Annotated in this window: 24 protein-coding genes; 12 read left to right on the top strand and 12 right to left on the bottom strand. The window is 66.2% G+C overall.

What is annotated here, in order from left to right:
- Positions 1 to 150: 150 nt before the first annotated feature.
- Together DK926_RS16425 and DK926_RS16420 are read right to left on the bottom strand one after the other, a co-directional pair.
- Positions 151 to 789, bottom strand: a complete 639-nt coding sequence (locus DK926_RS16425) for an MOSC domain-containing protein (RefSeq protein WP_114331305.1) — start codon at positions 787 to 789, stop codon at positions 151 to 153.
- Entirely contained in the window at positions 786 to 1,907 is a 1,122-nt protein-coding gene (locus tag DK926_RS16420; protein ID WP_207890847.1) for a folate-binding protein YgfZ, read from the bottom strand. The genes DK926_RS16425 and DK926_RS16420 overlap by 4 nt, the downstream gene beginning before the upstream one ends.
- A gap of 44 nt (positions 1,908 to 1,951) precedes the next feature.
- Here DK926_RS16420 and DK926_RS16415 point away from each other — a divergent pair, with 44 nt between their 5' ends.
- The 5 genes from DK926_RS16415 to DK926_RS16395 all read left to right on the top strand — a co-directional run bounded on the left by DK926_RS16415 (position 1,952) and on the right by DK926_RS16395 (position 8,869).
- Entirely contained in the window at positions 1,952 to 2,830 is an 879-nt protein-coding gene (locus DK926_RS16415; protein WP_114331303.1) for an aminodeoxychorismate lyase, read from the top strand.
- 98 nt (positions 2,831 to 2,928) lie between these two features.
- Positions 2,929 to 4,386, top strand: coding sequence for a cytochrome ubiquinol oxidase subunit I (locus tag DK926_RS16410; RefSeq protein WP_114331302.1), 1,458 nt, complete (start codon positions 2,929 to 2,931; stop codon positions 4,384 to 4,386).
- 10 nt (positions 4,387 to 4,396) lie between these two features.
- Positions 4,397 to 5,437 (top strand): cytochrome d ubiquinol oxidase subunit II, encoded by a 1,041-nt coding sequence (cydB, locus tag DK926_RS16405; RefSeq protein ID WP_114331301.1) that lies wholly within the window; start codon positions 4,397 to 4,399, stop codon positions 5,435 to 5,437.
- Positions 5,434 to 7,104: a thiol reductant ABC exporter subunit CydD gene (gene cydD / locus DK926_RS16400; protein WP_114331300.1), complete on the top strand. Its 1,671-nt coding sequence runs from the start codon at positions 5,434 to 5,436 to the stop codon at positions 7,102 to 7,104. The genes cydB and cydD overlap by 4 nt, the downstream gene beginning before the upstream one ends.
- Complete coding sequence (locus DK926_RS16395) at positions 7,091 to 8,869, top strand: thiol reductant ABC exporter subunit CydC (RefSeq protein WP_114331299.1); 1,779 nt, start codon at positions 7,091 to 7,093, stop codon at positions 8,867 to 8,869. The genes cydD and DK926_RS16395 overlap by 14 nt, the downstream gene beginning before the upstream one ends.
- Before the next feature lie 311 nt (positions 8,870 to 9,180).
- Here the strand turns inward: DK926_RS16395 and DK926_RS16390 are convergent, their stop codons facing one another.
- Positions 9,181 to 9,855, bottom strand: coding sequence for an FABP family protein (locus tag DK926_RS16390; RefSeq protein WP_114331298.1), 675 nt, complete (start codon positions 9,853 to 9,855; stop codon positions 9,181 to 9,183).
- A 328-nt stretch (positions 9,856 to 10,183) separates the two neighbouring features.
- On the opposite strand from DK926_RS16390, the gene DK926_RS16385 reads away from it, so the two are divergent.
- Positions 10,184 to 11,662: a cutinase family protein gene (locus tag DK926_RS16385; protein WP_114331297.1), complete on the top strand. Its 1,479-nt coding sequence runs from the start codon at positions 10,184 to 10,186 to the stop codon at positions 11,660 to 11,662.
- Between the two features lie 64 nt (positions 11,663 to 11,726).
- Here DK926_RS16385 and DK926_RS16380 read toward each other — a convergent pair whose 3' ends face one another.
- The 5 genes from DK926_RS16380 to DK926_RS16360 form a co-directional block, all read right to left on the bottom strand.
- On the bottom strand, positions 11,727 to 12,032 hold the full coding sequence (locus tag DK926_RS16380; protein ID WP_068424883.1) for a DUF1416 domain-containing protein: 306 nt from the start codon (positions 12,030 to 12,032) through the stop codon (positions 11,727 to 11,729).
- A 2-nt stretch (positions 12,033 to 12,034) separates the two neighbouring features.
- A complete protein-coding gene (locus DK926_RS16375; RefSeq protein ID WP_068424880.1) occupies positions 12,035 to 12,871 on the bottom strand; it encodes a sulfurtransferase in 837 nt (278 codons plus the stop codon).
- A 49-nt stretch (positions 12,872 to 12,920) separates the two neighbouring features.
- Positions 12,921 to 13,388 (bottom strand): DUF4395 domain-containing protein, encoded by a 468-nt coding sequence (locus DK926_RS16370; RefSeq protein WP_114331296.1) that lies wholly within the window; start codon positions 13,386 to 13,388, stop codon positions 12,921 to 12,923.
- 246 nt (positions 13,389 to 13,634) lie between these two features.
- Entirely contained in the window at positions 13,635 to 14,051 is a 417-nt protein-coding gene (locus DK926_RS16365) for a thioredoxin family protein (protein WP_114331295.1), read from the bottom strand.
- On the bottom strand, positions 14,048 to 14,827 hold the full coding sequence (locus DK926_RS16360; RefSeq protein WP_114331294.1) for an LmeA family phospholipid-binding protein: 780 nt from the start codon (positions 14,825 to 14,827) through the stop codon (positions 14,048 to 14,050). Before DK926_RS16360 ends, DK926_RS16365 begins: the two co-directional genes overlap by 4 nt.
- Before the next feature lie 166 nt (positions 14,828 to 14,993).
- Between DK926_RS16360 and DK926_RS16355 the strand changes: the two genes are divergently transcribed.
- From DK926_RS16355 to pstB, 6 genes are all read left to right on the top strand, one after another.
- The gene (locus DK926_RS16355) at positions 14,994 to 15,761 is read left to right on the top strand and encodes a response regulator transcription factor (RefSeq protein WP_068426095.1); all 768 of its coding nucleotides are present in this window, start codon (positions 14,994 to 14,996) and stop codon (positions 15,759 to 15,761) included.
- 5 nt (positions 15,762 to 15,766) lie between these two features.
- Positions 15,767 to 16,684: a mycothiol synthase gene (mshD, locus tag DK926_RS16350; RefSeq protein ID WP_114331293.1), complete on the top strand. Its 918-nt coding sequence runs from the start codon at positions 15,767 to 15,769 to the stop codon at positions 16,682 to 16,684.
- A 196-nt stretch (positions 16,685 to 16,880) separates the two neighbouring features.
- Positions 16,881 to 17,978, top strand: coding sequence for a phosphate ABC transporter substrate-binding protein PstS (gene pstS / locus DK926_RS16345; protein ID WP_068424865.1), 1,098 nt, complete (start codon positions 16,881 to 16,883; stop codon positions 17,976 to 17,978).
- A gap of 101 nt (positions 17,979 to 18,079) precedes the next feature.
- Positions 18,080 to 19,120 carry a phosphate ABC transporter permease subunit PstC gene (pstC, locus tag DK926_RS16340; RefSeq protein WP_068424862.1) on the top strand — a complete coding sequence of 347 codons (1,041 nt, stop codon included), beginning with the start codon at positions 18,080 to 18,082 and terminating at the stop codon, positions 19,118 to 19,120.
- Between the two features lie 3 nt (positions 19,121 to 19,123).
- The gene (gene pstA / locus DK926_RS16335; RefSeq protein WP_068424860.1) at positions 19,124 to 20,032 is read left to right on the top strand and encodes a phosphate ABC transporter permease PstA; all 909 of its coding nucleotides are present in this window, start codon (positions 19,124 to 19,126) and stop codon (positions 20,030 to 20,032) included.
- A gap of 34 nt (positions 20,033 to 20,066) precedes the next feature.
- Positions 20,067 to 20,843, top strand: a complete 777-nt coding sequence (gene pstB / locus DK926_RS16330) for a phosphate ABC transporter ATP-binding protein PstB (protein ID WP_114331292.1) — start codon at positions 20,067 to 20,069, stop codon at positions 20,841 to 20,843.
- Positions 20,844 to 21,070: 227 nt separating this feature from the next.
- On the opposite strand, the gene phoU is transcribed toward pstB, so the two are convergent.
- The 4 genes from phoU to DK926_RS16310 all read right to left on the bottom strand — a co-directional run.
- The gene (gene phoU / locus DK926_RS16325; protein ID WP_114331291.1) at positions 21,071 to 21,745 is read right to left on the bottom strand and encodes a phosphate signaling complex protein PhoU; all 675 of its coding nucleotides are present in this window, start codon (positions 21,743 to 21,745) and stop codon (positions 21,071 to 21,073) included.
- Between the two features lie 74 nt (positions 21,746 to 21,819).
- On the bottom strand, positions 21,820 to 23,781 hold the full coding sequence (locus tag DK926_RS16320; RefSeq protein ID WP_114331290.1) for an LCP family protein: 1,962 nt from the start codon (positions 23,779 to 23,781) through the stop codon (positions 21,820 to 21,822).
- 118 nt (positions 23,782 to 23,899) lie between these two features.
- A complete protein-coding gene (dusB, locus tag DK926_RS16315; protein WP_068424846.1) occupies positions 23,900 to 25,039 on the bottom strand; it encodes a tRNA dihydrouridine synthase DusB in 1,140 nt (379 codons plus the stop codon).
- 102 nt (positions 25,040 to 25,141) lie between these two features.
- On the bottom strand, positions 25,142 to 25,584 hold a 443-nt coding region (locus DK926_RS16310), incomplete at its 5' end, for an acyl-ACP desaturase (RefSeq protein WP_165839594.1).

Below are 25,584 nucleotides of genomic sequence, written 5' to 3'. Positions count from 1 at the left end.
CCGTTAGATTTGGTATTTCTTCCTGGCACACACTCTAGCGCGCGAATGGCTCAGATGCTCATACGGACTCCGTATGGCGCCTGTTCGCTTCATCTCAGAATGTGTCTGCACGGTAACTACCAGCATAAACGTCGTGAGGCCGGGTAAGGATCACGATTTGGATCCGACGCCCAATGCCGCTCTGACGTCGCGTTCGACCTTCGTCGCGAGGTTCGGCGACTCCAGAAGTCGCGTCAGGCCGTCGACGTCGGTGCCCTCGAAGAGGTGTCTCACCGTGACGCCGTGTGCAGGCACGTCCTCGACGACGACCGCGTCACCTGCAGTCAACACGCCGGTCTCGATCACCCTCAGATACGCGCCGACGTCGCCGCGTTCGGTGAACCGTCGGACCCAACGGGGCTCGTCGACCCACCGGGCGAAGGTGCCGCACGGGCGCCTGGGAATGGTCACCTCGAGCAGCGTCGTGCCGACGCGCCACCGCGATCCGATCACGGCGTCGGTGACAAGCACGCCCGACGTCCGCAGGTTCTCGCCGAACCAGCCGGCCGGGACGTCGCGATTCAGTTCCGACGCCCAGCGCGCGGCCTCGCTCTCGTCGTACGCGTAGAGGGCCTGATCGCCGCCACCGTGGAACTTCGTGTCACGGCTGTAGTCACCCGACAGACCGTGCTCACCGACGTCGACGGGGCCGACTGCGGGCCGTTTGTCGATCGCCGAATCCACGACTGCGCGACGCCCGAAGGGAACGTCCGCGTGCACGACGCAGACGGCTTCGATCCGGCCGGTCATCGGCCACGAAGGCGATCGACGGCCGCACGGCCTGCCTGTACGTCGTCGTAACTGGGCACCGAGTCGGGATCGATCGACGCGGCACACGGGCCCGCGACGAGTTCGGTGTCCACGGGAATGGTGCGCTTGAGAAGCGCGAGAGCGATCGGGCCCAATTCGAAGTGATCGACGACGGTACCCAGACGTCCGACGGCTCGCCCTCCGGCAGTGACGTCGTCGCCGGTGACGGGACGCCCGTCGGCGGACCCGTCGAGATGCAGCAACACGAGATGGCGAGGTGGCCGGCCGAGATTGTGGACACGCGCGACGGTTTCCTGCCCGCGATAGCAGCCCTTGTCCAGATGCACCGCGCCGTGCTCGGTGACACCGCCGATCCAGCGCACCTCGTGCGGGATCGTCTTCTCGTCGGTGTCCATCCCGATCCTGGGGCGTAGCGATTCGACGCGCAGCGCGTCGTACGTCCACGTGCCGGCCGGGGTGGCACCCGCGTCGCGCAACGACGTGAACCAGGTCGTCGACGAGGCCCGGGGGACCAGCAGGTCGAACGCGTTCTCGCCCGGCCACGGCATGCGGCGCACGAACCCACCGCCGTCGAGGGCGACCGCGTCGTAGATGCCGTCCGGGACAGGTGCACCGACGGCCTCGAGCACCGTGGCGGCAGTAGGACCCAGGAGGCTCAGGACGGCCAGTTCGCTGCCGTCGCGTGGTTCGGCCTTGGACCAGAACACCATCTTCCTCAAGAACGCGAGCAACGCCGGTCCCGACGCGGCCTCGGTGTCGATCCAGGTGACGCCGTCCAGGTCGGTCTGCACGAAGTGATGCTCGACGCGGCCGTTGACGTCGAGAGACAGATTCTCGGCGGAGGTGCCGTCGGCCAAGGTCTTCACGAGCTGACTGGAGATGGTGTCGAGCCAGGTCAACCGTTCGTCGCCCGCGATGGCGATGACGAAGCGGTGTGACCGATCGACGACGGCCGCGCCTGTCGCCGCGTCGCGTTGCTCGCCGAACGGGTTGCCGTAGTGCCACGCCACAGCATGGTCGGGCGAATCTTCGGGAGAAGGCACTGCGTCGGGGAGAGTGAGCAGAGGGCTCGGTGAGATCGCGACGGTATCGGACACGTTCTCCATAGTAGGAGCACGACCCGCGTGGCTAAGCTGCCTCCATGTCGGAACGCGTAGTAGTCACCCTCGACGGGCAAGTTCACGACGCGGACACTCCGCTTCTGTGTGCCGACGACCTCGCGGTCGTTCGAGGGGACGGAATATTCGAAACACTCCTCGTGCGCGGCGGGGCGCCCTGTGGCGTCGAAGCCCATCTGGCCAGGTTGACGGCGTCGGCAGCGGCACTCGACCTGCCCACACCCGACCTCGACGAGTGGCGTCTGCTCGTCGCTCAGGCCGTCGACGAGTGGTCGTCGCTGTCCACGGACGAAGGTGCGCTGCGGCTGGTGCTGAGTCGTGGCCGCGAGAGCGGCGGCGACCCGACGGGTTTCGCGACGGTCGGGCCAGTGCACGCGCGGGTGTCGAAAGCTCGCTCGGAGGGGGTGTCCGCGATCACCCTCGCGCGCGGCTATTCGGTGGATTTCGCGGCCGACGCCCCGTGGCAGTTGATGGGCGCCAAGACGCTGTCGTACGCGACGAACATGGCGGCTCTACGGCACGCGGCCCGCATGGGTGCCGACGACGTCGTCTACACGAGCAGCGAGGGACGCGTTCTCGAGGGCCCGCGGTCGACCGTCGTGCTCGCGCGCGGTAAGACTCTCGTCACACCGCCGGCCGAGCACGGCATCCTTGCGGGTACCACCGTCGACGCGTTGTTCCGGGTTGCGGAGGGCAAGGGATTCACCTGCGAACGGGCGGATGTCTACCCCGCGGATCTCGTTGCGGCCGATGGTGTTTGGCTCGTCTCGTCCATCACGCTCGCGGCTCGTGTCGTGACGCTGAACGGAGTGAAACTGGGTGTCCCGGAGATCGCCGAGGACGTCCGTTCCATGGTCGACACGGCCGTCGAAACGGCCGACGCCGAGGCCGCCGACTCTTGAGCTACTACTACGCGTAGTAGTACATTCGAACTCGCTGCGGCAAGCCTCTTGTGCAGCGGCAACAGCGTTGTTGCCCTCCCGCGAGTTCGGAGTTGCTCATGGACGCCTTGGACGTCTCGAGGTGGCAGTTCGGAATCACGACTGTCTACCACTTCATCCTTGTTCCGCTGACCATCGGTCTGGCGCCCATCGTTGCTGCGATGCAGACGATGTGGGTCGTCACCAAGAAGGATTCCTGGTATCGGCTCACCAAGTTCTTCGGCAAGCTGTTCCTGATCAACTTCGCGCTGGGCGTCGCTACCGGCATCGTCCAGGAGTTCCAGTTCGGAATGAACTGGAGTGAGTACTCTCGCTTCGTCGGCGACGTGTTCGGTGCGCCACTCGCGCTCGAAGGTCTGGTCGCGTTCTTTCTCGAATCCACGTTCCTCGGACTGTGGATCTTCGGCTGGGGCAGGTTGCCCAAAGTGGTTCACCTGGCGACGATCTGGCTCGTCGCGATCGGTGTCAACGCTTCCGCCTTCTTCATCATCGCCGCGAACTCGTGGATGCAGCATCCCGTCGGGGCGATCTACAACCCCGAGACCGGTCGCGCCGAACTGACGAGTATCTGGGAGTTGCTGACCAACAGCACGGCGCTCGCCGCATTCCCGCACGCGGTGGCAGGCGCATTCCTGACCGCGGCGACGTTCGTCGCAGGCATCTCGGGGTGGTGGATGGTCCGCGAGGCACGAAGGAATCGAGACGTCGACTCGCGGAACATGTTCCGTCCTGCGGCGCGGTTGTCGTTCGTCGTCATGATCGTTTCGGGCGTTGCGCTCGCCGTCACCGGCGACGTCCAGGGCAAGCTCATGTTCGAGCAGCAGCCGATGAAGATGGCGTCGGCGGAATCGTTGTGCAACACCGAAACCGGTGCATCGTTCTCGTTGCTGACCGTCGGCACGCACAACAACTGCGAATCCGTCGAACATCTCATCTCGATCCCCGGCCTGACCTCGTTCCTCGCCGAAAACGACTTCGGCGCAACGGTTCAGGGTGTCAACCAGTTGCAGGAGCAGTACGAGCAGCAATTCGGACCGGGCAACTACCGTCCGAATCTGTTCGTCACGTACTGGGCGTTCCGCATGATGATCGGCCTGGCGGCCGGTTCTGCGCTCCTCGCGCTGGCGGGCCTGTGGGTCACCCGGGGTGGGCGGATACCTGATCAACGGTGGTTCTCGTGGCTGTCGTTGGCGGCGATCCCGACGCCGTTCCTCGCCAACAGCGCAGGGTGGATCTTCACCGAGATGGGACGCCAACCCTGGGTCGTCGCACCGAATCTGAACGGGATCGACCAGATCAGACTCACCGTCGACCAGGGTGTGTCGGATCATCCGGTCTCGCTGGTGATCGCGTCGCTCACCACCTTCACACTGCTGTACGCCGCGCTCGGCTGCGTGTGGTTCTTCCTGATCAGGCGCTACGTTCTCGAAGGCCCGCTCGAACACGACGCCCACCCACACGCCGTCGACGAGTCCGACGCCGACGACGACACTGCCCAGCTTTCGTTCGCGTACTAGGGAGACGATCATGGGACTGCAGGAATTCTGGTTCGTCGCAATCGCAGTACTGTTCGTCGGCTACTTCGTCCTCGAAGGCTTCGACTTCGGAGTGGGCATGCTCATGCCGATTTTCGGCCGACATGCCGATCCCGAGATGGGGGAGAAGCGGCGTCGCGCGGTCCTGAACACCATCGGACCGGTGTGGGACGGCAACGAGGTCTGGCTCATCACGGCAGGCGGGGCGTTGTTCGCGGCGTTCCCCGAGTGGTACGCAACGCTGTTCAGCGGTTTCTACCTTCCGCTGTTGCTCATCCTCGTCGCGTTGATTCTGCGAATCTGCGCGATCGAGTACCGCGGCAAGATCGACGACCCGGTGTGGCGACGTCGGTGCGACCTCGGCATCGGAATCGGTTCGTGGGTGCCGTCGATCCTGTGGGGCGTCGCGTTCGCGAACATCGTCGACGGGGTGGCCATCGACGAGAACAAGAAGGTCACGGCCGGGTTCTTCGACCTGCTGTCGCCGTACGCACTTCTCGGTGGGGTGACGATGGCCCTGGTGTTCGCGCTGCACGGTGCCGTCTTCATCGCTCTGAAGACGTCGGGTGACGTCCGCGAGGACGCAGTGAAGATGGCTGTGCGACTGTCGGTTCCGGCCGTCGTCGTCGGCGGCGGATTCGCTCTGTGGACACAGCTGGCGCACGGCAAGAGTTGGACGTGGATCATGGTCGCGATCGCCGCGGTCTCGCTGATCGCCGTCGTCGCACTCACCGCCCGCGTCCGAGAGGGCTGGGCCTTCGTCTTCACGACGGTGGCCGTCGTCGCCGTGGTGGTCCTGTTGTTCGGCTCGCTGTTCCCTTTCGTGATGCCCTCGACGACGGACCCGAGCTTCAGCTTGACCATCGCCAACGCGTCGTCGAGCCCGTACACGTTGAAGGTGATGACCTGGGCGGCAGCATTCGTGGCTCCCGTCGTCATCGGTTACCAGGCGTGGACGTACTGGGTCTTCCGCAAGCGAATCTCCACCGCACACATCCCGGAGTCGATCGGACTGACGGTCAGGCCGCGATGACCACCACCGAGAAGCCGTCGCGCGGCCCGATCGACCCGCGGTTGTGGCGATACTCGAAGTCTGCGCGACGGTATCTCGTTCTGACGGTTCTGTTCTCGATCGTCGACACCGCAGGCATCATCGTGTCGGCGGTGATGATCGGCGAGGTTCTCGCAGGCGTCATCACCACCGATGCGCGGTCCATCGCGCAGTGGTCGACCCGGTTGTGGATCCTGTTTGTCGCCATCGTCGTTCGGGTTGCGGCGACCTGGTTGCAGTCGCGCTACGGGCACCGTGCGGCGTCGCGCGTCGTCGAGGAACTGGAGAACGACGTCGTCCGCACCGCGTCCCTCGGCGATCCCCGCGTGCTCGCATCGGAGCGCAACGATGTCGCGACGGTCGCGACGCGGGCGCTCGGCGGCCTCGCGCCGTACCTGACGGGCTACGTGCCATCGTTGATCCTGGCGGGAACGTTGACACCGGCGACGTTGCTGGTCATCCTGTTTCAGGATCTGACGTCGGCCCTGATCATCGTGTTCACGCTTCCTCTCATCCCGATCTTCATGATCCTGATCGGGCTGCTGACGAAGGGGCGGGCGGAGAAGACGCTCGTGTCGATGACGCGTCTGTCCTCGCAATTGCTGGATCTGATCGCCGGACTTCCCACGCTGCGAGCGCTCGGCCGTGAGCGTGGACCAGCGGAACGCATCAGGGCACTCGGCGACGCACACCGTCGGGCGACGATGCGAGCGCTACGTATCGCGTTCCTGTCCTCGATGGTGCTGGAACTGCTTGCGACACTGTGTGTTGCGCTCGTCGCCGTCAGCATCGGACTGCGGCTGGTGTTCGGCGACATGGCGCTCGAAGCAGGCATCATCGCACTCGTGTTGGCCCCCGAGGTGTACGTGCCGCTGCGACGGGTCGGCGCGCAGTTCCACGCCGCGGAAGACGGTGTGGCGGCATCGGTGAAGGCGTTCGCCGTGCTCGATCGGGCACCTGCGCGGCAGGCAGGAACGCGTGCGATCGATGCGGCAGGCGCGACAATCACCCTGACCGGCATCTCGGCCGACGCGCGGGATCGGTCGGCGCCGCACGACCTGAACGCGTCGTTCCGTCCCGGGGCCGTGACGGTGCTTGCCGGCCCGAACGGATCCGGCAAATCGACTGCACTGCATGTGATTCTGGGTCTCACGACGCCGTCGTCCGGTCACGTCACGATCGGCGACGTCGATCTCGCGGAGTTGGACAGCCCCTCGTGGTGGAGTCAGGTCGCGTGGCTGCCGCAGCATCCGGTGATCCTGCCGGGGACGTTGGACGACAATCTCGCTCTCACCGGTGCGCGTCCGGATCCGGAAGTACTCCGATCGGCATGCACCGCAACGGGATTCGATACGGTGCTGGGCGAGCTGCCGTCGGGATGGGACACGGTCGTCGGGACCGGTGGCCTCGGTCTGTCACTGGGGCAGCGTCAACGGCTGGCCCTGACACGGGTACTGACGTCGTCGGCGCCCGTCGTTCTGCTCGACGAGCCGACCGCACACCTCGACGCCGACAGCGAACGAACAGTGCTCGCGTCGGTGCGCCGGCTCGCGGCACAGGGAAGAACCGTCGTGATGGTCGGACACCGGCGCGCAGTGCTGGACTCCGCCGACGTCGTGGTGGAGGTGACGTTCGATGAGCTTCCGTGACCTGCGTCGGGCAACGTCGTTGCTCGAACTCGAGCCGAGGCGCGTTGCACTGTCGGTGGCGGCAGGCGTCGCCACCCTCGGCAGCGCCCTGACGCTCGCGGCGGTCTCCGCGTGGCTCATCACCCGCGCCTGGCAGATGCCGCCGGTACTGGATCTGACCGTCGCCGTCGTCGCGGTGCGAGCCCTCGGCATCTCGCGAGGGGTGTTCCGCTACCTCGAACGGCTCGCGACGCACGACACGGCCCTGCGGGGCACGACGGCGGCGCGCACACGGCTCTACGAGCGTCTGGCGTCCGGGCAGCCTGCCGCTGCGGCAGGGCTTCGCCGTGGAGACCTGATGACGCGTACCGGCGCCGACGTGGACGTGCTCGGTGACGTCGTCGTCAAGGCCGTCGTTCCGATTCTGGTGTCGACGATCCTGATGGTGGCGGCCGTCGTACTGCTCGGGTTCGTGTCGATCGGCGCCGCAGCGATCCTGTTCGGGGCGTTGGTGATCGCCGGAGTGCTGGCGCCGATCCTGGCTGCGAGATCGGCGTCGATCCACGAGTCCGAGGGCGTCCGTTCGCGTTCGGAGTTCGCCGACGCCGCCGTGCGTGCGCTCGACCACGGTGCCGAGCTCCGAGTCGCGGGACGCCTGACCGAGACGCTCGACGAGATGTCGGCCGCCAACCGGCGTGCGGTACGCGCGAAGGACCGCGCGGCGACGTCCGGAGCATTCGCCGACGCGGCGCTCCCGCTGTCGATCGGCGCGTCCGTGCTGGGGTCGCTGCTCGTCGGTATCGGACTGTACGGTCCCAGCGGCGGCGCCCCGGGCGGGATGACGCCGATGGCCCTCGCGATCATCGTGCTGGTCCCGCTGGCGGCGTTCGAGGCGACGTCGGCGCTGCCTGCCGCGGCGACGGCCCTGACCCGAGCACGGCTGTCGGCGTCGCGCATCGTGGCGCTGCTCGACGAGGCAGGCCAGCCCGCCCCGCCAACCGGGTCGTTCCTTCAGGCTCCACTCCCGCCAACCGGGTCGTTCCTGCAGGCTCCACTCCCGCCAACCGGGTCGTTCCTGCAGGCTCCACTCGCGCCAACCGGGTCGTTCCTGCAGGCTCCACTCCCGCCGCGCAAGCTCGATGGGCCGCAGAACCGCGTCGGTGCCGTCGGGCTGCACTGCGGCTGGCCAGGATCGACCGTCGTCACGCGACAGATCGATCTCGACCCTCCCGCGGGCAGCCGCGTCGCCGTCGTCGGTCCGAGCGGCTCGGGTAAGACGACGCTGCTGATGACGCTGGCGGGACTCCTCTCACCCGTCGCGGGAAGCGTCGACGCCGCGGGTGCCGTGTTCTTCGCCGAAGACGCGCACCTGTTCGAGACGACCATCCTGGAGAACCTGAGGGTCGTTCGAGGGGACGTCGACGCGGACACTGCACGTGCGGTGCTGGACAAGGTCGGACTGGGACAGTGGATCGACAGCGTGCCCGACGGCGTCGATACGGTGCTCGCCGGAGGCGCCGACGCAGTCTCCGGTGGCCAACGTCGTCGCATCCTGCTGGCGAGGGCTCTGTTGTCCGAGGCCCCGGTCCTGCTGCTCGACGAGCCCACCGAGCACCTCGACGACCAAGGCGGGGCACAGCTGCTGCGGGCGTTGCTGGACGCGCGATCCGGGCTCGTCGATCCGGAACGCACCGTGGTGCTGGTCACGCACCAGTTGCCCGAGAGAACCGGCGCTGACCTGGTCGTCGACCTGTCCGACGCCGCGCAGGATCCGGCGCTCGAATAATCCTTTGCCGAGCAACGAATCTCCGCGTACTTTGTTGAGTACACGAGAGAGGAGGTGGTCTGAAGTTGAAGAACTCTAGGACGCGTGAGGTGGCTGCCAGCTAGCCGCTGTCGCTGACGGATTCACCCCCGCGCACGCGGCGAGCGAATCCACGGCAGTTACCCGGCCCCCGAGCCCCCGGTCCGTCCGACCGGGACCTGCACCAGCAGGTACGGCTCGGGGGCTGTTCCGTTTCGAAGGCCGACACACAACACTGCCGCGCGCTCACAACCGACATCTTCGGTGTGAACGCGCGGCAGTGTTGTACGAAGTCAGCCGATGTACCGGGAGAGGCGAGCGGAGAGGCGCGGCGTGAGTTCGCCGTCGGCGCCGATGCGCTCTTCGACGTAGGCGAGATCGGCACCCTCGACGATGCCGTACAGACGCTTGGCGCCGCCGACGAGTGCGCCGGACGTCGAGCGAATGACCACATCGGTGGCCAGTTCCCACGACGACTGGTTGAGTGCGTGGCCGTAGTACAGCTCGACGACGCCGGTGCTGTGCGTCAGCAGCAGTTCGAGAACTTCCTCGTTCTCGCTGCCCTTGACGCCGTCGCCGCCGCTCACGCGCCAGAATCCGGCCTCACGAAGGTCGGGATGGGCGTAGTTGCCGTCGGAGTCGAGCCGCCAGGAGCGTGATTCCCAGCCCAGGTACGGGCCACCGTCGTGCGAGACGACGATCTGCTGACCGAACGCGTACTCGACGCCGGATTCCGGATCGCGACCCTCGCCCTCGCCGCGCCACACACCGACGAGCGGGAGCAGCGCGAGCAGCGCAGGGTTCAGATCCGGGCCCAACCGTAGGTTGGCGGTGTCGTCCGGGTGCGGCAGATCGGGCAGCGTCGGGATGTTGCGCGCCGACGTCGACGCGAACTTCTCGGCTGCCTCGGCGATCGCCTCGTTGCCCGACCGAGTCTCGTCCGGCTGGTCGGCGGCGCGATCACTCACGATTCGTCGGTGACCAGGCGGTAGACGACGTACAGCGAGAACGCGATGATGGCGACTGCGGCGAGCGCCAGGAGGACCTCGAAGAAGATGACCACGACGCCAGTTTAGACCCAGGGTTCTTCTCGGTCGCAGAGCGGTCCCGGGCGGCCACACGCAATAGTGTCTTTTCCCAACGATCGGCCGCGCGGTTTATCGGTTGGCCCTCGATTAGCTCGTTATCTCGTTCGGCACGGTACCTTTCCCTCGTGGCGTCGGGCCCGGGGTGTGAAATGCCCGGCGCTACTGGTGTGTTCGAGTGTTTCGAATTCTGGGGAAGGACCTTCAATCCATGCGTCGCCGATTGCGTGCAGGCTCGTTGCTGTCTGCGTCCGTGGCACTTGCCGCGGTTGTGCTTCTAGTGGCCCCACCAGCAGTTTCGGCTGCTCCGGACTCGGGTTCGGCCGACAGCGGTTCGTCCGGCACCGGTTCCTCGGACGAACCGAACATCGACCCGAACAACTACGCGCAGGACTGCCCGGACGTGCTGATGCTCGCGGTGTCCGGCGCCACGGACTCGGACTCCGACCGTGATCCGCTCAACGAGGAGCCCCGATCGGTGGCGTCGAACTGGGTGGGAAACGTCACACTCCCTGTCGGCCAGGTCAATGCGGGGAGTCCCGGCAGCGTCGGCTGGCTCTACGTGCCGTACCCGTCGACGTACGGGCTCGGGGTGCTGAACGACGTCGAGACGTACCAGCAGTCCGTCGCCGACGGGGTGGCGTCGACCAACCGGCTGCTCGACGAGTACAAGACCAAGTGCGGCGACGCGACGAAGTTCGTGCTGCTCGGCTACAGCGTCGGCGGCGAGGTCGTCGAACGGGTGGCCGTCGAACTCGGACACCGTGATTCGAACGCGTCGGTGACCGGCGACGACATCGCAGGCGTCGTGATGATCGGCGCGCCGTACCGTCCTGCGGGCGCGCCCAACTTCGACGAACCCGGCCCGTCCGGTGGCGGCTTCCAGGCGCAGGCGCCGAGGGACTACGGCACTCTTCGGGACAAGGTGACGTGGTCGTGCCGTCCGTACGACCTCGCATGCGACGCCCCGGACAACATCCTGGCGTTGAATCTCGCTCTCGGAGTGCTCGGCCAAATGCGGTTCACCGTCCTGAACCCCGTCCAGACCGTCGCGGACTTCGGACGCACGGTCGCGAACATCGCGACCAGGGCCATCATCGACATCGCCACGAACAAGAACTGGCTCGAATCTGACGAGACACTGCTCGAAGTTCTGCTGAAGGTCTCCGACCAGACCTACCGTGTCGACGAAGGCGCTGCCGTCGACGCGCTCAGCCCGGATCAGCTTCTCGCGGACCTGAATTGGGCCATAGGGCCCGGAGCCGAGACGGTCAGGAACAAGCTGCGGGCGGAAGGTGAAGGCCTCGTCGAGAACAACAAGGGAATCGTCGACGTCGTCGTCGAGCCGTACATCTTCATCGGCTTCCTCCAGCACCTCCTCTACTGGAACAACAATCCGAACGACGGACGCGAGTGGGAGAGCGAGAAGATCGTCGCGTGGGTGACCGATCTGGCGAAGACCGAGCGGGATCGGAAGGCAGCGGAGAGCGCTGCACCGGCCGATGCAGCCCCCGAACCACGACCGGAGGCAACCCCTGTGCCTGCGCCCATGCCCGCGCCCGTGCCCGCGCTCGTTCCCGAGCCCGGCACGGTCACCCGGGACAGCGATCTCGGAGCGTTTCTCGATTCGCTCGGTGTCGTCGTACCGGAGGGGATCTTCCCGCCGCACAACGCCCGGACCCCGGAGTAGGACGGCGAAGCCGCAAAAGCCCCACACCTTTCGAAAAGGTGTGGGGCTTTTGATGTTTCGAGGATCAGACTCCGACGGTCACGTTCGCCGAGTGGATGCCTGCGCTCTCGGGGGCGATGTCTGCCTGTCCGTTGCCGGACGAGGACAGCGCGCGCAGCGTCCAGTTGCCGGGAGCCGCGAAGAAGCGAAAGTCGCCGGTTCCGGATGCCACGACCTCGGCCGTGAACTCTCCGGTGCCGTCGAGCAGACGCACGAACGCGCCGCCGACGGGCTCACCGTCGGACGCGAGAACGCGGCCGGTGATGACCGTCTCCTTCTCGACGTCGACGCCTGCGGGAATGGTCTGGCCCTGTACGGGTGCTCCACACATGATCAGTGAACCTCCAACTCGATGGGTGCTCCGACGAGCGAGCCGTATTCGACCCAGCTTCCGTCGTAGTTCTTGACGTCCGACTTTCCGAGCAGCTCCTTGAGCACGAACCAGGTGTGGCTCGAACGCTCGCCGATGCGGCAGTAGGCGATGGTCGCCTTGTCCTCGTCGTAGCCCTTTTCCTTGTAGAGGGCTTCGAGGGCGTCGTCGTCCTTGAAGGTGCCGTCCTCGTTCGCGGTGGTGCTCCACGGGATGTTGATGGCGCCGGGGACGTGTCCACGCTGCTGCGCCTGCTCCTGCGGAAGGTGTGCGGGAGCGAGGATCTTGCCGGAGAACTCGTCGGGCGAACGCACGTCGACGAGGTTCTTGTTACCGATGGCGTCGATGACCTCGTCGCGGAATGCGCGGATCGACAGGTCGGGAGCCTCGGCGCGGTACTGCGTGGTCTCGCGGGTGACGACGTCCTTCGACAGGGGACGACCGTCGAGTTCCCACTTCTTGCGACCGCCGTCGATCAGCTTGACGTCCTTGTGGCCGTACAGCTTGAAGTACCAGTAGGCGTAGGCGGCGAACCAGTTGTTGTTACCGCCGTACAGAACGACGGTGTCGTCGTTCGAGATGCCCTTGGCCGACAGCAGGTCGGAGAACTGGTCCTGGTTCAGGAAGTCGCGGCGAACGGCATCCTGGAGGTCCTTGCGCCAGTCGAGCTTCACTGCGCCCTCGATGTGACCGCCGTCGTAGGCGCTTGCGTCTTCGTCGACCTCGACGAAGACGGTCTTCGGGGCGTTCAGGTTCTGCTCGGCCCAGTCGGCAGAGACCAGGACGTCGGAGCGAGCCATGGGTTTCCTTTCGATCTTTCTTTACTTCGGTCGGTGGGGGGTCGAGCGGTCAGGCACTGGAGGATTGTGTCCGCAGTCGTGCCACGAAGGGGTAGATCTGACAGCCGAGGCAGATCGCGAACGCCGCGTTCAACAAGGCGGCGACGAGAGCGAATCCGGTTGCGACGGTACCGAGTACGGGCACGCCGGCAACGAAGCCGACGACGCCGACGGCTGCGAAGACGAAGCCGACGAGCTGTGCGAACTTCAGCGGCGCAACGGGCTCGCGCTCGGTGGTGGGTGAGAGGCGTGGCGCGATCGCAGCGGCGAACACGCGGCCGTACGGACTACGGCGCGGACCGACAGCGGCCCCGATCGCGAAGACGACGGCTTGCGCTGCGAGCAGGATCGCAGCGACCGTCACGTCGACGGTGGACAGGACGAGGACAGCGGCGAGAACCACCGTGGTGATCCAGGCGGCGAACCGTGGACCACGAACGTCGACCTGGTCGACGGTGGAACGGGTATCGGAAGACATGGTGTGTGCGTGCTCCAGCGTTCGTTGACAAACGGACGATCTGCAGGACCCGCGAACGACGGTTCGCAGTGGTCATCTCGAACTTCGGGCCAGGGCGCGACGGCGCCCCAGGGTTCGGACGATCAGCGGCAGCGACAGCAACAACCGCCCAGTCGGCACAGATCTACCGTGCGTCGACTGGTGAGCAACAGCTCCTGGCGGTGGGACACAGGAGAGGATTCTAGCGGAGAACGCGACCGGTCGAAACTACAGGTCGAGCAGGGCGGATCGCAGCGATGCCGCCGTCGGGACGCCGGGAATGCGGGCGCGTTGCGCCAGTTCGCGATCCAGCACGAACGTCGTCGGCAGCGACAGCACCCCGAGCTCTCGCGCGAGCTCGGGGTGGTCGTCGATATCGACCTCGAGATCCACCGGCCCGTCCGTGTCCGCGAGAACTTGCCCGACGACGCGGCGCACCGCGGCGCACGGCCCGCACCACTCCGCGGAGAAGTGCAGGACCGTCGGTGCGCCAGGCCTGGCACCTGCGCTCTCGAGGAGAGTGTGCAGCTCCTGAGGGACGGTGGCGCCGGACGTGTCGATCACGCGTCCGGACCGGTGGCGAATCGCCAGTCCGAGCGACACCGCAACGATCACCGCGATGACGAGGACTGTGATTCCCGTCATGGTGCGTCGATCTGGTCGAGGTCGATCGTCGTGTTCTCCGCGGTGCCCTCGATGACGATCTGCGAGCCTTCGGCGTACACGTCGGTCGGCAGCACTCCGAACGGCAGGGTCTGGCGATCGATGGTCTTGGTGAACAGACCGAGCACGGCAGGCTTGACGACATCGGGGATGGAGAAGTCGGCGCTGCCTTCGGGTCCGAAGTAGAAGTCGCTCGCGACGATGTCGACGCTGTCGCCGTCGAGGATGAGGTCCGCCTGGACGCTGACCTCCGTCTCGATCGGCCCGACGGGCACGGTGCCGGTAAGAACGACACCGCCGTTGGTCGTCATACCGGAGCCGCCCGAACCGCCCGTTCCATCCGACTTGTCGGCCGGGGGAGCGGATACCTGCAGGTCGACGATGCCCAGGAACCGGCCGAGGTCGGTCGCCTCGATGCGGACCCGCCCGTCCAGTTCGTCGACCGGGACAGTGCGGACCGAGCCGTCGAACAGGTCCGACAGCGGAATCGAGACGCCGCGCAGGTTCGCCTCGATGGTCGTCGCGCGCACGTAGTCGTTCGGTACGTCCTGTGCCCTGATCTCGACGTTTCGATAGTGGCCGTCGACGGCCTGCGTCAGGAACGGGAATCCGTGCACGGTCACCTGTGGATCCGACGGCAGGTCGCCGCCCTGGCGGATGGCACGCGAGACTCGATACTCCGAATAGGCGGCCACCCCGAAGTCGACCACGAGGGCGAGCGCCACGAGGCTCACGAGACCGATGATGAGTTTCCGCATTCGACCATTGTGACCGACGAATCGGTCGGTGCGTCGAACGGAGGTAGCCGCGGGCACGCTAGTCTGAACCCCTGAACAAGCAGCTCACTCCGTCTTGGGTGAGCTGGTGACCTGACACGTCGACTCGATGCGATCTCGGCACGACAGCGGCAAGAATGGAGGCGGTGTGGAGCTTCTGCTTCTGACCTCCGATCCCAATCCGGAGGCTGTTCTACCGTCGCTCGCGCTTCTGGCGCATCACGTGCGGCCCGCCCCCACCGAGGTGTCGTCGCTTCTCGAGGCAGGCTCGGCGGACATCGCGGTCGTCGACGCGCGGACCGATCTCGCGGCGGCGCGCGGGCTGTGCAGGCTGCTCGGCAGCACCGGCTCCGCGATCCCGGTCGTCGCGGTGCTGACCGAAGGCGGCCTCGTCGCGGTCAACTCGGAATGGGGTCTCGACGACATCCTGCTCCCCGGTACGGGACCGGCGGAACTCGACGCCCGGCTCCGGCTGCTGGCCGGTCGATCCGGTGGCGTCGCGAGCCCGGAAGCGTCGGGCAAGATCACCCTCGGTGAGCTCGTCATCGACGAGGGCACCTACACCGCCCGCCTGCGCGGGCGTCCGCTCGATCTCACGTACAAGGAGTTCGAGCTGCTCAAGTACCTGGCGCAACATGCGGGTCGCGTCTTCACGCGCGCGCAGCTGCTGCAGGAGGTCTGGGGCTACGACTTCTTCGGCGGCACCCGAACCGTCGACGTGCATGTGCGACGCCTCCGCGCCAAACTCGGTAGCGAGTACGAGTCGCTCATCGGGACCGTCCGGAACGTGGGATACAAGGCCGTCCGGCCGAGCAGGAAAGGCGGGCCGGTCGCGCCGGACGCCGACACCACCGGCGACGATTTCGCCGACGGTGACGACATCGAATTCAGCTCCACCAACGGAAGTACTGCGTAGAGAACATGACTGTGTCGTTCGACATCGCCAAGGCCGAGTTCGCGTCGATCACCGAGGCCATGGCCGAGGACATCCTCGCGATCGTCTCCCGCGCAACGGTGGCCGACGGCACCGCTCCGATCTCGGAGCAGGCGGTCAAGGCCGTCACGGCCGACGGCGATTCCGTCCACCTCGTCGCGACGGACGGAGCGACGGTCGTCGGCTACGCGGGTGTCGTCCCGTCGAACGAGAATGCGCCCGCGATGGCGGAGGTCGTCGTCGACCCGACGTTCCGAGGTCGGGGGATCGGTCGCATGCTCGTCGAACGTGCCCTCACCGAAGGTGGCGACGACGCACGGGTCTGGGCGCACGGCAATCTGGCGCCCGCGCGCGCCGTCGCGTCGAACCTCGGGCTGGAGGTGGCGAGGGAGCTGCTGCAGATGCGTCGCTCGCTCGCTACCCCAGAATTGCCCGATGTCGTTGTGCCCGAAGGGGTTTCGCTGCGCACCTATCGTGGCCATCAGGACGACGCGGAGCTCCTTCGCGTCAACAATGCGGCGTTCTCGTGGCACCCCGAACAAGGTGGCTGGACCGACAAGGACATCGCCGAGCGCCGTGACGAGTCGTGGTTCGATCCGGCGGGCGTGTTTCTCGCGTTCGAGGAAGGTACCGACACCCTCCTCGGATTCCACTGGACCAAGGTTCATCCCGCCGAGGGTGACGAGGCCGAGATCGGCGAGGTCTACGTCGTCGGCATCGACCCCGCCGCGCAGGGTCGCGGTCTCGGACGCGTCCTGACGCTCGCCGGACTGCACTATCTCGAGAACCGGCAACTCGACGACGTGCTGCTGTACGTCGAAGCGGACAACGCGGCGGCCGTGCACACCTACGAGCGCCTCGGTTTCGACCGATTTCACGTCGACGCGGCTTACGCACGCGGGTAGAACCGGACATTCGGCCCAGCTGTTCATCTTCCGTTCACCGAGCTGGGGGTAACCGTCCACCGTCTCCCCCTACCTTCTCATCTGGGCCGCCCCGGAGCGGCCCGGTGCGAGGTTCCACGTGGCCGGCACCTTCCCATCACGTAGAGGTCGGCCCGACCTCTGGCGTGGAACGGCTCGAGATCCTCGGAGGAAACAGGTGAAGCTCAAGCGCAGCGCGTCTCTCGTAGGCGCAGTCGCAGTCGGCGCCATGCTGCTGACTGCATGCGGCAGCGACGCGAACGTCGAATCGGCCGCAGGCACGGATTCGGCAGCAACGTGCGAGGGCAAGTCCCCGCTGACGGGTGAAGGCTCGTCCGCTCAGCAGAACGCAATGTCCAACTTCACGTCGATCTACTCCGGCGTCTGCTCCGGACAGGCCGTCGAGTACACGACCAGCGGTTCCGGTAACGGCCGCACCCAGTTCGTCGCAGGCCTCGTCGACTTCGCCGGCTCCGACTCGACCATCAAGGACGAGCAGGCCGCACAGGCTGCCGAGCGTTGCGAAGGCAACCCGGCGTGGAACCTTCCGCTCGTGTTCGGCCCGATCGCCGTCGCCTACAACCTCGACGGTGTCGACAACCTGGTCGTCACCCCGGAGATCGCGGCTCGCATCTTCAACGGCCAGATCACCACGTGGAACGACCCGGCCATCGCGGCGGCGAATGAGGGCGCGACCCTGCCGTCCACCCCGATCACGCCGATCTACCGCTCCGACTCGTCGGGCACCAGCGACAACTTCCAGCGATTCCTGTCCGCCGCTGCTCCCGAGGCATGGACCCTCGACCACAGCTCCGACTGGGCGGGTGGCGTCGGTGAGGGCGCGAACGGTTCGTCGGGCGTCGCACAGGCCGTCGCGGCAACCCCCGGCTCGATCACCTACGTCGAGAAGGGCTTCGCCGAGCAGGAGAGCCTGGGAATGGCGTCGGTCGACTTCGGCAACGGACCGGTCGAGCTGAGCAGCGAGACCGCAGGCGCGGCCATCGACACCGCCACCTTCTCCGGTGAGGGCAACGACCTCGCCATCGACATCGACGCTCTGTACGCGAGTGACGCTGCCGACAGCTACCCGCTGGTTCTGGCAACCTACGAGATCGTCTGCTCCGCGGGCTACGACGCCGACACCTCGGCCGCAGTCAAGTCGTTCCTGCTCAGCGCAGCCAACGAAGGACAGGAAGGCCTCGAAGCCGCCGGATACGTTCCGCTGCCCGAGTCCTTCAAGGAGCGTCTGGTCACTGCGATCAACGCCATCGCCTGATTCAATGAGACGAGAGCCTGCTTCGACGCCACGGCACATCCTGTGCCGTGGCGTCGGGTAGGACCCCGTCGTCTGGCCACTACACGAGAGACGTGAGCGGTATGAGCGACACCACATCGATCACCGGCGGTCCGTCTGCGGCGAGCATCACAGCAGGCGGTGCGCCGCGGAATACGGAAGAACCCAAGCAATTGTCGGACAAGAAAGCCAAGGGCGCCGTCGTTCGCCCTGGTGACCGGATCTTCTCCACCCTCGCCACGGGCTCGGGTGTCTTCATCATCGCGCTCATCGCCGCTATCGGCGTGTTCCTGCTGTGGCGTGCCATACCGGCGTTGTCGAACAACACCGTCAACTTCCTCACCTACAACGGTCAGTGGAACACCTCCGACACGTCGGCGATGGTCTTCGGTATTCGGGACCTGTTCCTGGTGACGGCGACGGTGTCGATCTTCGCGCTGATCCTCGCGATGCCCGTCGCATTGGGCATTGCCATCTACCTGACTCACTACGCACCGAAGAGGGTCGCGGGCCCGCTGGGCTACGTCATCGACCTCCTCGCGGCGGTGCCGTCCATCGTCTTCGGTCTGTGGGGTCTCTACGTTCTGGCGCCGGCCATCAGCCCGTTCGCCGAATGGCTCAACGAGAACCTGAGCTGGTTCCCGCTCTTCGCGACCGGCTCGGTCTCGATCGCAGGCGGCGGCACCATCTTCACCGGCGGCATCGTGCTCGCCGTCATGATTCTTCCGATCATCGCCGCGGTCACCCGCGAGGTGTTCGTGCAGACCCCCCGTGGCCAGATCGAAGCGGCACTCGCCCTCGGCGCCACGCGCTGGGAGGTCGTGCGCACGACCGTCATCCCGTTCGGCAAGTCCGGCTTCGTCAGCGGCTCGATGCTGGGTCTCGGTCGCGCACTCGGTGAGACCATCGCGCTGTACATCATCATCCGCAGTGTGCAGTCCACGTTCGGATGGACCCTGTTCGACGGTGGTAGCACGTTCGCGACCAAGATCGCTCTCGCCGCGGGTGAGTTCAACAACCAGCTGCAGGCAGGCGCCTACATCGCCGCCGGCCTGGTGCTGTTCGTGCTCACCTTCGTGGTCAACGCAGGCGCCCGCGCCGCGATCGCAGGAAAGAAGGACTAGGCCATGACCGCAACCATGGATCGCCCGGTCAAGGAACCGACCTTCAAGGGTGTCAGTGCGCGTCGCAAGTTCTCGAACGCCACGGCGACGGCATTGGTCAGCCTGGCCGTTCTGATCGCCCTCGTGCCCCTGGTGTGGGTGCTGTACACGGTGGTCTCGCGTGGTCTCTCGGCCGTCGTGAACCCGAACTGGTGGCAGAAGTCGCAGGCCGGTATCACCCAGTTCATCGAGGGTGGCGGTGCGTATCACGCCATCGTCGGCACGCTCACGCAAGGACTGTTCTGCGCGCTGATCTCGATCCCGATCGGCATCTTCGTCGCGATCTACCTGGTCGAGTACGGCGCAGGAACCCGCCTGGCCCGCGCCACGACGTTCATGGTCGACATCCTGACCGGTGTCCCGTCCATCGTCGCCGCGCTGTTCATCTACGCGCTCTGGATCGCCACGTTCGGCTTCGAACGCTCCGGCCTGGCGGTGGCTTTCGCTCTCGTGCTGCTGATGATTCCCGTCATCGTTCGATCCGCGGAGGAGATGCTGCGCATCGTCCCGCAGGATCTGCGTGAGGCGTCCTACGCGCTCGGTGTGCCGAAGTGGAAGACGATCGCCAAGATCGTCGTTCCGACGGCCCTGTCCGGCATCGTCACCGGCATCATGCTCGCCCTCGCCCGCGTCATGGGTGAGACGGCGCCGGTGCTGATCCTCGTCGGATCCGCGACGGCGATCAACTTCAACTTGTTCTCGGGGCCGCAGACGTCGCTGCCGCTCATGATGGTCGACCTGCAGAAGGCAGGAACCGGCGCGCTCACCTCCGAGCGCATGTGGGGAGCAGCGCTGACGCTGATCCTGATCATTGCCCTGCTCAACATCGGCGCGAAGCTGGTCTCCAAGTTCTTCTCGCCCAAGAACGTCTGACCGCCGAGCCTCACAGAAACTTCAGGAGCCGACCATGGCAAAACGTCTCGACCTCAAAGACGTCAACATCTACTACGGCAAGTTCCACGCCGTCCAGAACGTCACCCTCGCTGTTCCGCCTCGCGGCGTCACCGCGTTCATCGGACCGTCCGGCTGCGGCAAGTCGACCGTGCTCCGTTCGCTCAACCGCATGCACGAGGTCACCCCGGGTGCCCGCGTCGAAGGCTCGGTCCTGCTCGACGGCGAGGACATCTACGGTGCGGGCGTCGACCCCGTCGGTGTGCGGCGGACCATCGGCATGGTCTTCCAGCGGCCGAACCCGTTCCCGACGATGTCCATCCGCGACAACGTCGTCGCCGGCCTGAAGCTGCAGGGCGGCAAGAGCAAGAAGGAGCTCGACGAGGTCGCCGAGCGGTCCCTCAAGGGCGCCAACCTCTGGAACGAGGTCAAGGATCGTCTCGACAAGCCGGGCGGCGGACTGTCCGGTGGTCAGCAGCAGCGTCTCTGCATCGCACGCGCCATCGCCGTGCAGCCCGACGTCCTGCTCATGGACGAGCCCTGCTCGGCCCTCGACCCGATCTCGACCCTCGCGATCGAGGACCTGATCGGCGAGCTGAAGAAGGACTTCACGATCGTCATCGTGACGCACAACATGCAGCAGGCCGCGCGCGTCAGCGATCAGACCGGATTCTTCAACCTCGAGGCCACCGGCAAGCCGGGCAAGCTCATCGAGCTCGACGACACCGAGAAGATCTTCTCCAACCCGTCGCAGAAGGCAACCGAGGACTACATCTCGGGCCGCTTCGGCTAGAACCGCCTGGTCGTTGCTGCGGGCTCCACGCCCGCAGACCGCCCACACTCGAACACGAGAAAACCCCCGAGCCCACTGGGTTCGGGGGTTTTCTCGTGCGCGAAAGGCGACGGCGACCGGAGCGAATGCCACATTCGGTCACTTCAGGTGACCGGATGGCCCCATTCGGTCACCGAGGGCTGTCGAGCCCCTTCAGTGACCGAATGGGACATTCGGTCCATGGAAGGTCAGGCGCTGGGCAGGTGGGTGGCGCTCAGCTCGTTGGGCAGTTCCCCGGTGGCGAGGAAGATGATTCGGCGTCCGACCTCGACGGCGTGATCGGCGAAACGCTCGTAGTAGCGGCCGAGCAGCGTGATGTCGACGGCAGCAGCCACACCGTGCTTCCATTCACGGTCCATCAGGACGGTGAACAGGTGGCGGTGCAGGTCGTCCATTGCCTCGTCTTCTTCGCGGAGCTTGGCGGCCCGCTCGGGGTCGCGAGTCTCGAGGACCTCGCGTGCCGACGCACCGAGCTGGACGGCGATGCGACCCATCTCGGCGAAGTAGCCGTTGACCTCTTCGGGCAGCGTGTGGTTGGGGTGACGACGACGGGTGATCTTCGCGACGTGCAGTGCCAGTGCGCCCATGCGATCGATGTCGGCAACGATCTGAATGCCGGAGACGACCGAACGCAGATCGCCGGCGACCGGAGCCTGCAGGGCGAGAAGGGAGAAAGCCTTCTCTTCGCACTGGGCGCTGAGATCGGTGATCTTGTCGTGGTCGGAGATGACCTGTTCGGCGAGAACCAGGTCGGCTTGGAGGAGGGACTGGGTGGCCGTGTCCATGGCTGATCCGGCCAGAGTGGCCATCTCGCCGAGGAGATCGGCCAACTCGTTCATCTGTTCGTTGTAGGCGACGCGCATAACCTCGGAGTTTAGTAGCTCACATGCACCGAGTCATGGACGCCGGAGTGAACGGGGTGTGAATGGATCGGTGGCTAGGCGCAGGTGTCGTCTGCAGCGTTGGTGAACGCCAGATCCGTCGGCAGCGGCGCGGATCCGGTGCTGCCCTGAACCCGCGTGACGTCGATCGGCTGGCCGAACGTCGTGGGGGCGGTGGTGTAGCCGGGGTAGTCGGCTCCGAGCACCACTTCCACGAGACTGTCGAGACCCTGGCCCTCCTCGACGACGGCACCCGGAATGGCCGACGCCACGGTCGCTGCCTCGGATTCCTGCCCGGGCGAGTAGCGGACGACGGTCTGTGCGGCGGTCCCGACGAAGTTGCCGACGCCGACGATCTGGAAGCCGTAGGTCGAGAGCTCCTCGGACGCCGTTGCCGCCATGCCCGGCATCTCCGACGCGTTGGAGACCTGGATCGACACCGTCATCGGATCCACCGCGAGGACGGGTGCCGCCTGCTCCGGGGGAGCGACCGACGTTTCGGTCGGCGTCTGACGCTCTTCACCGGGCAGCGGGTCGTCGTTGATGATGGCGCTGAAGATCGCGGAGATGGCGTCGTCCATGGGGATCTCGTTGCCCCAGTCGTTCGTGCCCGACGTGGGGAGCGTGAGGAACGTGACGGCGCCCGCATCGACGTTCTGCAGCGATCGGCCCAGCGTGACGAGATCCTGAGTCTTGACGTTCTCGACGAACGTGTCACTGGTGAAGGCGTTCACGAAGCCGTTCAGCTTGCCCGGATCGAGCAATACCTTGTTGGAGAGCGCCGAACGAAGAAGCGACGACAGGAAACGTTGCTGCCGCTTGATGCGTCCGTAGTCGCCGTTGCCTTCCGAATCGACGTGGCGTGCGCGGACGTAGTTCAGCGCGGTACGACCGTCGACGCGTTGCTCGCCTGGATTCGCGAGGACGGTTCCGAGTTCGCCGTCGACGAGGGGCTGCGGCGTGCAGACCTCGACGCCACCGATCTCGTCGACCATCGATTCGAAGCCGGCGAAGTCCATGCCGACGAAGTGACCGATCTTCAGACCCGAGATCTTCTGGATCGTCTTGACGAGGCACTTGGGACCACCGAGTGCATAGGTGGCGTTGAGTTTGTCGCCGTCGGCTGCGGGATACATCTCGCCGGTGTACGTGTTCGAGTCGTTGTCGAAGCCCTCGCACGCAGGGCGGGTGACGTCGAGGTCACGCGGGAACGACACGGCGACCACGCGGCTGCGGTCGGCAGGAATGTTGACGAGCATGACCGTGTCGGACCGCGCGCCTTCGGCGTCGTCGACGGTTCCGGCGCCGATCTCGCCGCTCGCGCCGGCACGGGTGTCGGTGCCGACGATCAGATACGTCTCGTCGCCGTACTGGCCTGCGGCGTCGACGACGTCGGTGGAATCGGGATCGAGGGCCGCGACCTGGGCGAAGCCGCGGTCGGTGCTGCGCAGATAGCCCCAGACGACGCCCGTCAGGGCCACGGACAGAATCGCGAGGATCGAGACGAATCCGCGCGCGACGTTCCTCGCACGCTTGCGGCGACGCACCTTGCTCATCGCGAGGCGCGTGAGCGCGGGCCGTTCGTCGGCGGGAGCTCCGACGGCTTCCGGCTGGGCTGTCTTCGGGCGGGGCGTCGCGTCGGTGACGGGGTCGATCTTCTCCGTCGGGGCCTCGACGTCGGGACGGTCGGCCTGAGCCGCCGATTCCTGGGAGGAGTCACCGTCGGCCATCTTGGCCGTCAACTCGGCGACGGATACTCCCTCGGCCGAGCGAGGGGTTCGTTTGACGAGACGGCTCAGTCGGCCGCCGTCGCGCGAGGAGTCGTCGCTCGTGGGCTGTTCGACGCGGGGTGCGGCGGGTGCCGTCGGCGCGATCGGTGGCTTCGGCGGGGACGTGTCCTGACGCGGCGGTGTGGCCTCGGGCGCGCCCGAAGACTGCGGCCGAACACGAGAGATCGGGCGCTCCCACGGAGCCCTGCCCTCAGGCACGGGCGCGTTCGGGTCCCGATCGTCACCCACGTGTTCTCCTGGCCTTCCTGGCGAAATATCGTGCTCGCCGAGTCAGGCGATCCCAGCCATGATACCGAGGAGACGGGCGCGGTCCACTTCGATCATGGCGCCGAACCGTCGACGCAGGTCAGCCTCCGGAATGCATCAGGTCGGCGCCGACGGGAACACGGTCGTCCTCGGGATCGTCGAGCCAGCCCTCGGGAAGTGACACTGCGCCGGGCGATCCCTGGCGCCCACGCGGGCCTTCCGCGTCCTTCGGGAACGGCACGGTCGGGTCGAGGAGGGCCAACAGGTCGTCGAGCTCGGCGAGAGACTTGACCAGCGACATCTGCACTCGTACGTCGGAACCCGCGGGGAATCCTCGCAGGTACCACGCGACGTGCTTGCGGAGCTCGCGCAGGCCCTTGTCCTCGCCGTGGTGATCGGCCAGCAGCTCGGCGTGGCGGCGGATGATCGTGGTGACCTCGCCGAGGGTGGGAGGCGTCGGCTCCGGACGGCCGGCGAAGCGTGCACTCAGCTCCGCGAACAGCCATGGGCGACCGAGACATCCGCGCCCGACGACGACGCCGTCGCAACCGGTCTCGTTCATCATGCGTACCGCGTCGGACGCGGAGAAGATGTCACCGTTGCCGAGGACCGGGACGTCGGTCACGTGTTCCTTCAGTCGGGCGATCTCGTTCCAGTCCGCGGTGCCGGAGTAACGCTGTGACGCGGTGCGAGCATGCAGCGCGACGGCCGCAGCACCCTCCTCGGCCGCGATGCGGCCCGCGTCGAGATGCGTGTGGTGTTCGGCGTCGATGCCGACACGAAACTTCACGGTGACGGGTACCGACGTGCCCTCGGTGGCCTTGACGGCGGCAGCGACGATGCGTCGGAACAGGGCGCGCTTGTACGGCAGCGCGGCGCCTCCGCCCTTCTTGGTGACCTTCGGCACGGGGCAACCGAAGTTCATGTCGATGTGATCGGCCATGTTCTCGTCGACGATCATCTTCGCGGCCGCGTAGGTGGTGTCCGGATCCACGGTGTAGAGCTGCAGCGACCTGGGTGTCTCGGTGGGCCCGAAGGTGGTCATGTGCATCGTCGCGGGCTGACGCTCGACGAGCGCGCGGGCGGTGACCATCTCGCAGACGTAGAGCCCGGAGGTGCTGCCTGCGCGTGCGATCTCCTGCTCACGGCACAGCGTGCGGAACGCCACGTTGGTGACCCCTGCCATCGGGGCCAGCACAACAGGGCTGTGCAGTTCGAGTGAACCGATCTGCAATGTCATCGAAAGAGCCTCGTTATTTCTTGGGTGTGTGGAGCAAACGAGCGGTGCCCGGCACCGACCACGGTACCGGGCACGATCGAGGTGGAGCGGTTTCTGCGCAGGTCAGGACGCCTGCTTTGCCGCCTTCGCGGCGTCGCGGGCGAGCGAACGGTCGCGCATTTCTTCGAACTTGGTGGCCTGCTTCTCCAGGTCTTCGAGGAATGCGGCGAGTTCTTCCCGACGGGTCTCGCCGCGGCCGGTGAAGTCCTCGCGCTCGAAGATCTTCCACTTGCGCAGGACCGGCCAGACGACCTCTTCGAGGTGCTGACGCAGGTCGTAGATGCCGTGCTTGGCCATCAGGACACCGTTGCGGCGGAAGTTGGGCATTCCGGCGCCGGGCATCTGAAAGTTCATGACGATGTCGCACACCGCGTCGAGTGTCTGGTCGGGTGCGATGTCGAGGGCTGCGGCGCTGATGTTGCGGTAGAACATCATGTGCAGGTTCTCGTCGGCGGCGATGCGCTGGAGCATGCGGTCGGCGATCGGGTCGTCGCACACCTTGCCGG

It is taken from the genome of Rhodococcus sp. Eu-32, assembly GCF_003336925.1.
Taxonomy (GTDB): Bacteria; Actinomycetota; Actinomycetes; order Mycobacteriales; family Mycobacteriaceae; genus Rhodococcoides; species Rhodococcoides kyotonensis_B.
The sequence above is the reverse complement of the archived record's forward strand: the minus strand, read 5'-3'. Positions and strand labels throughout refer to the sequence as shown.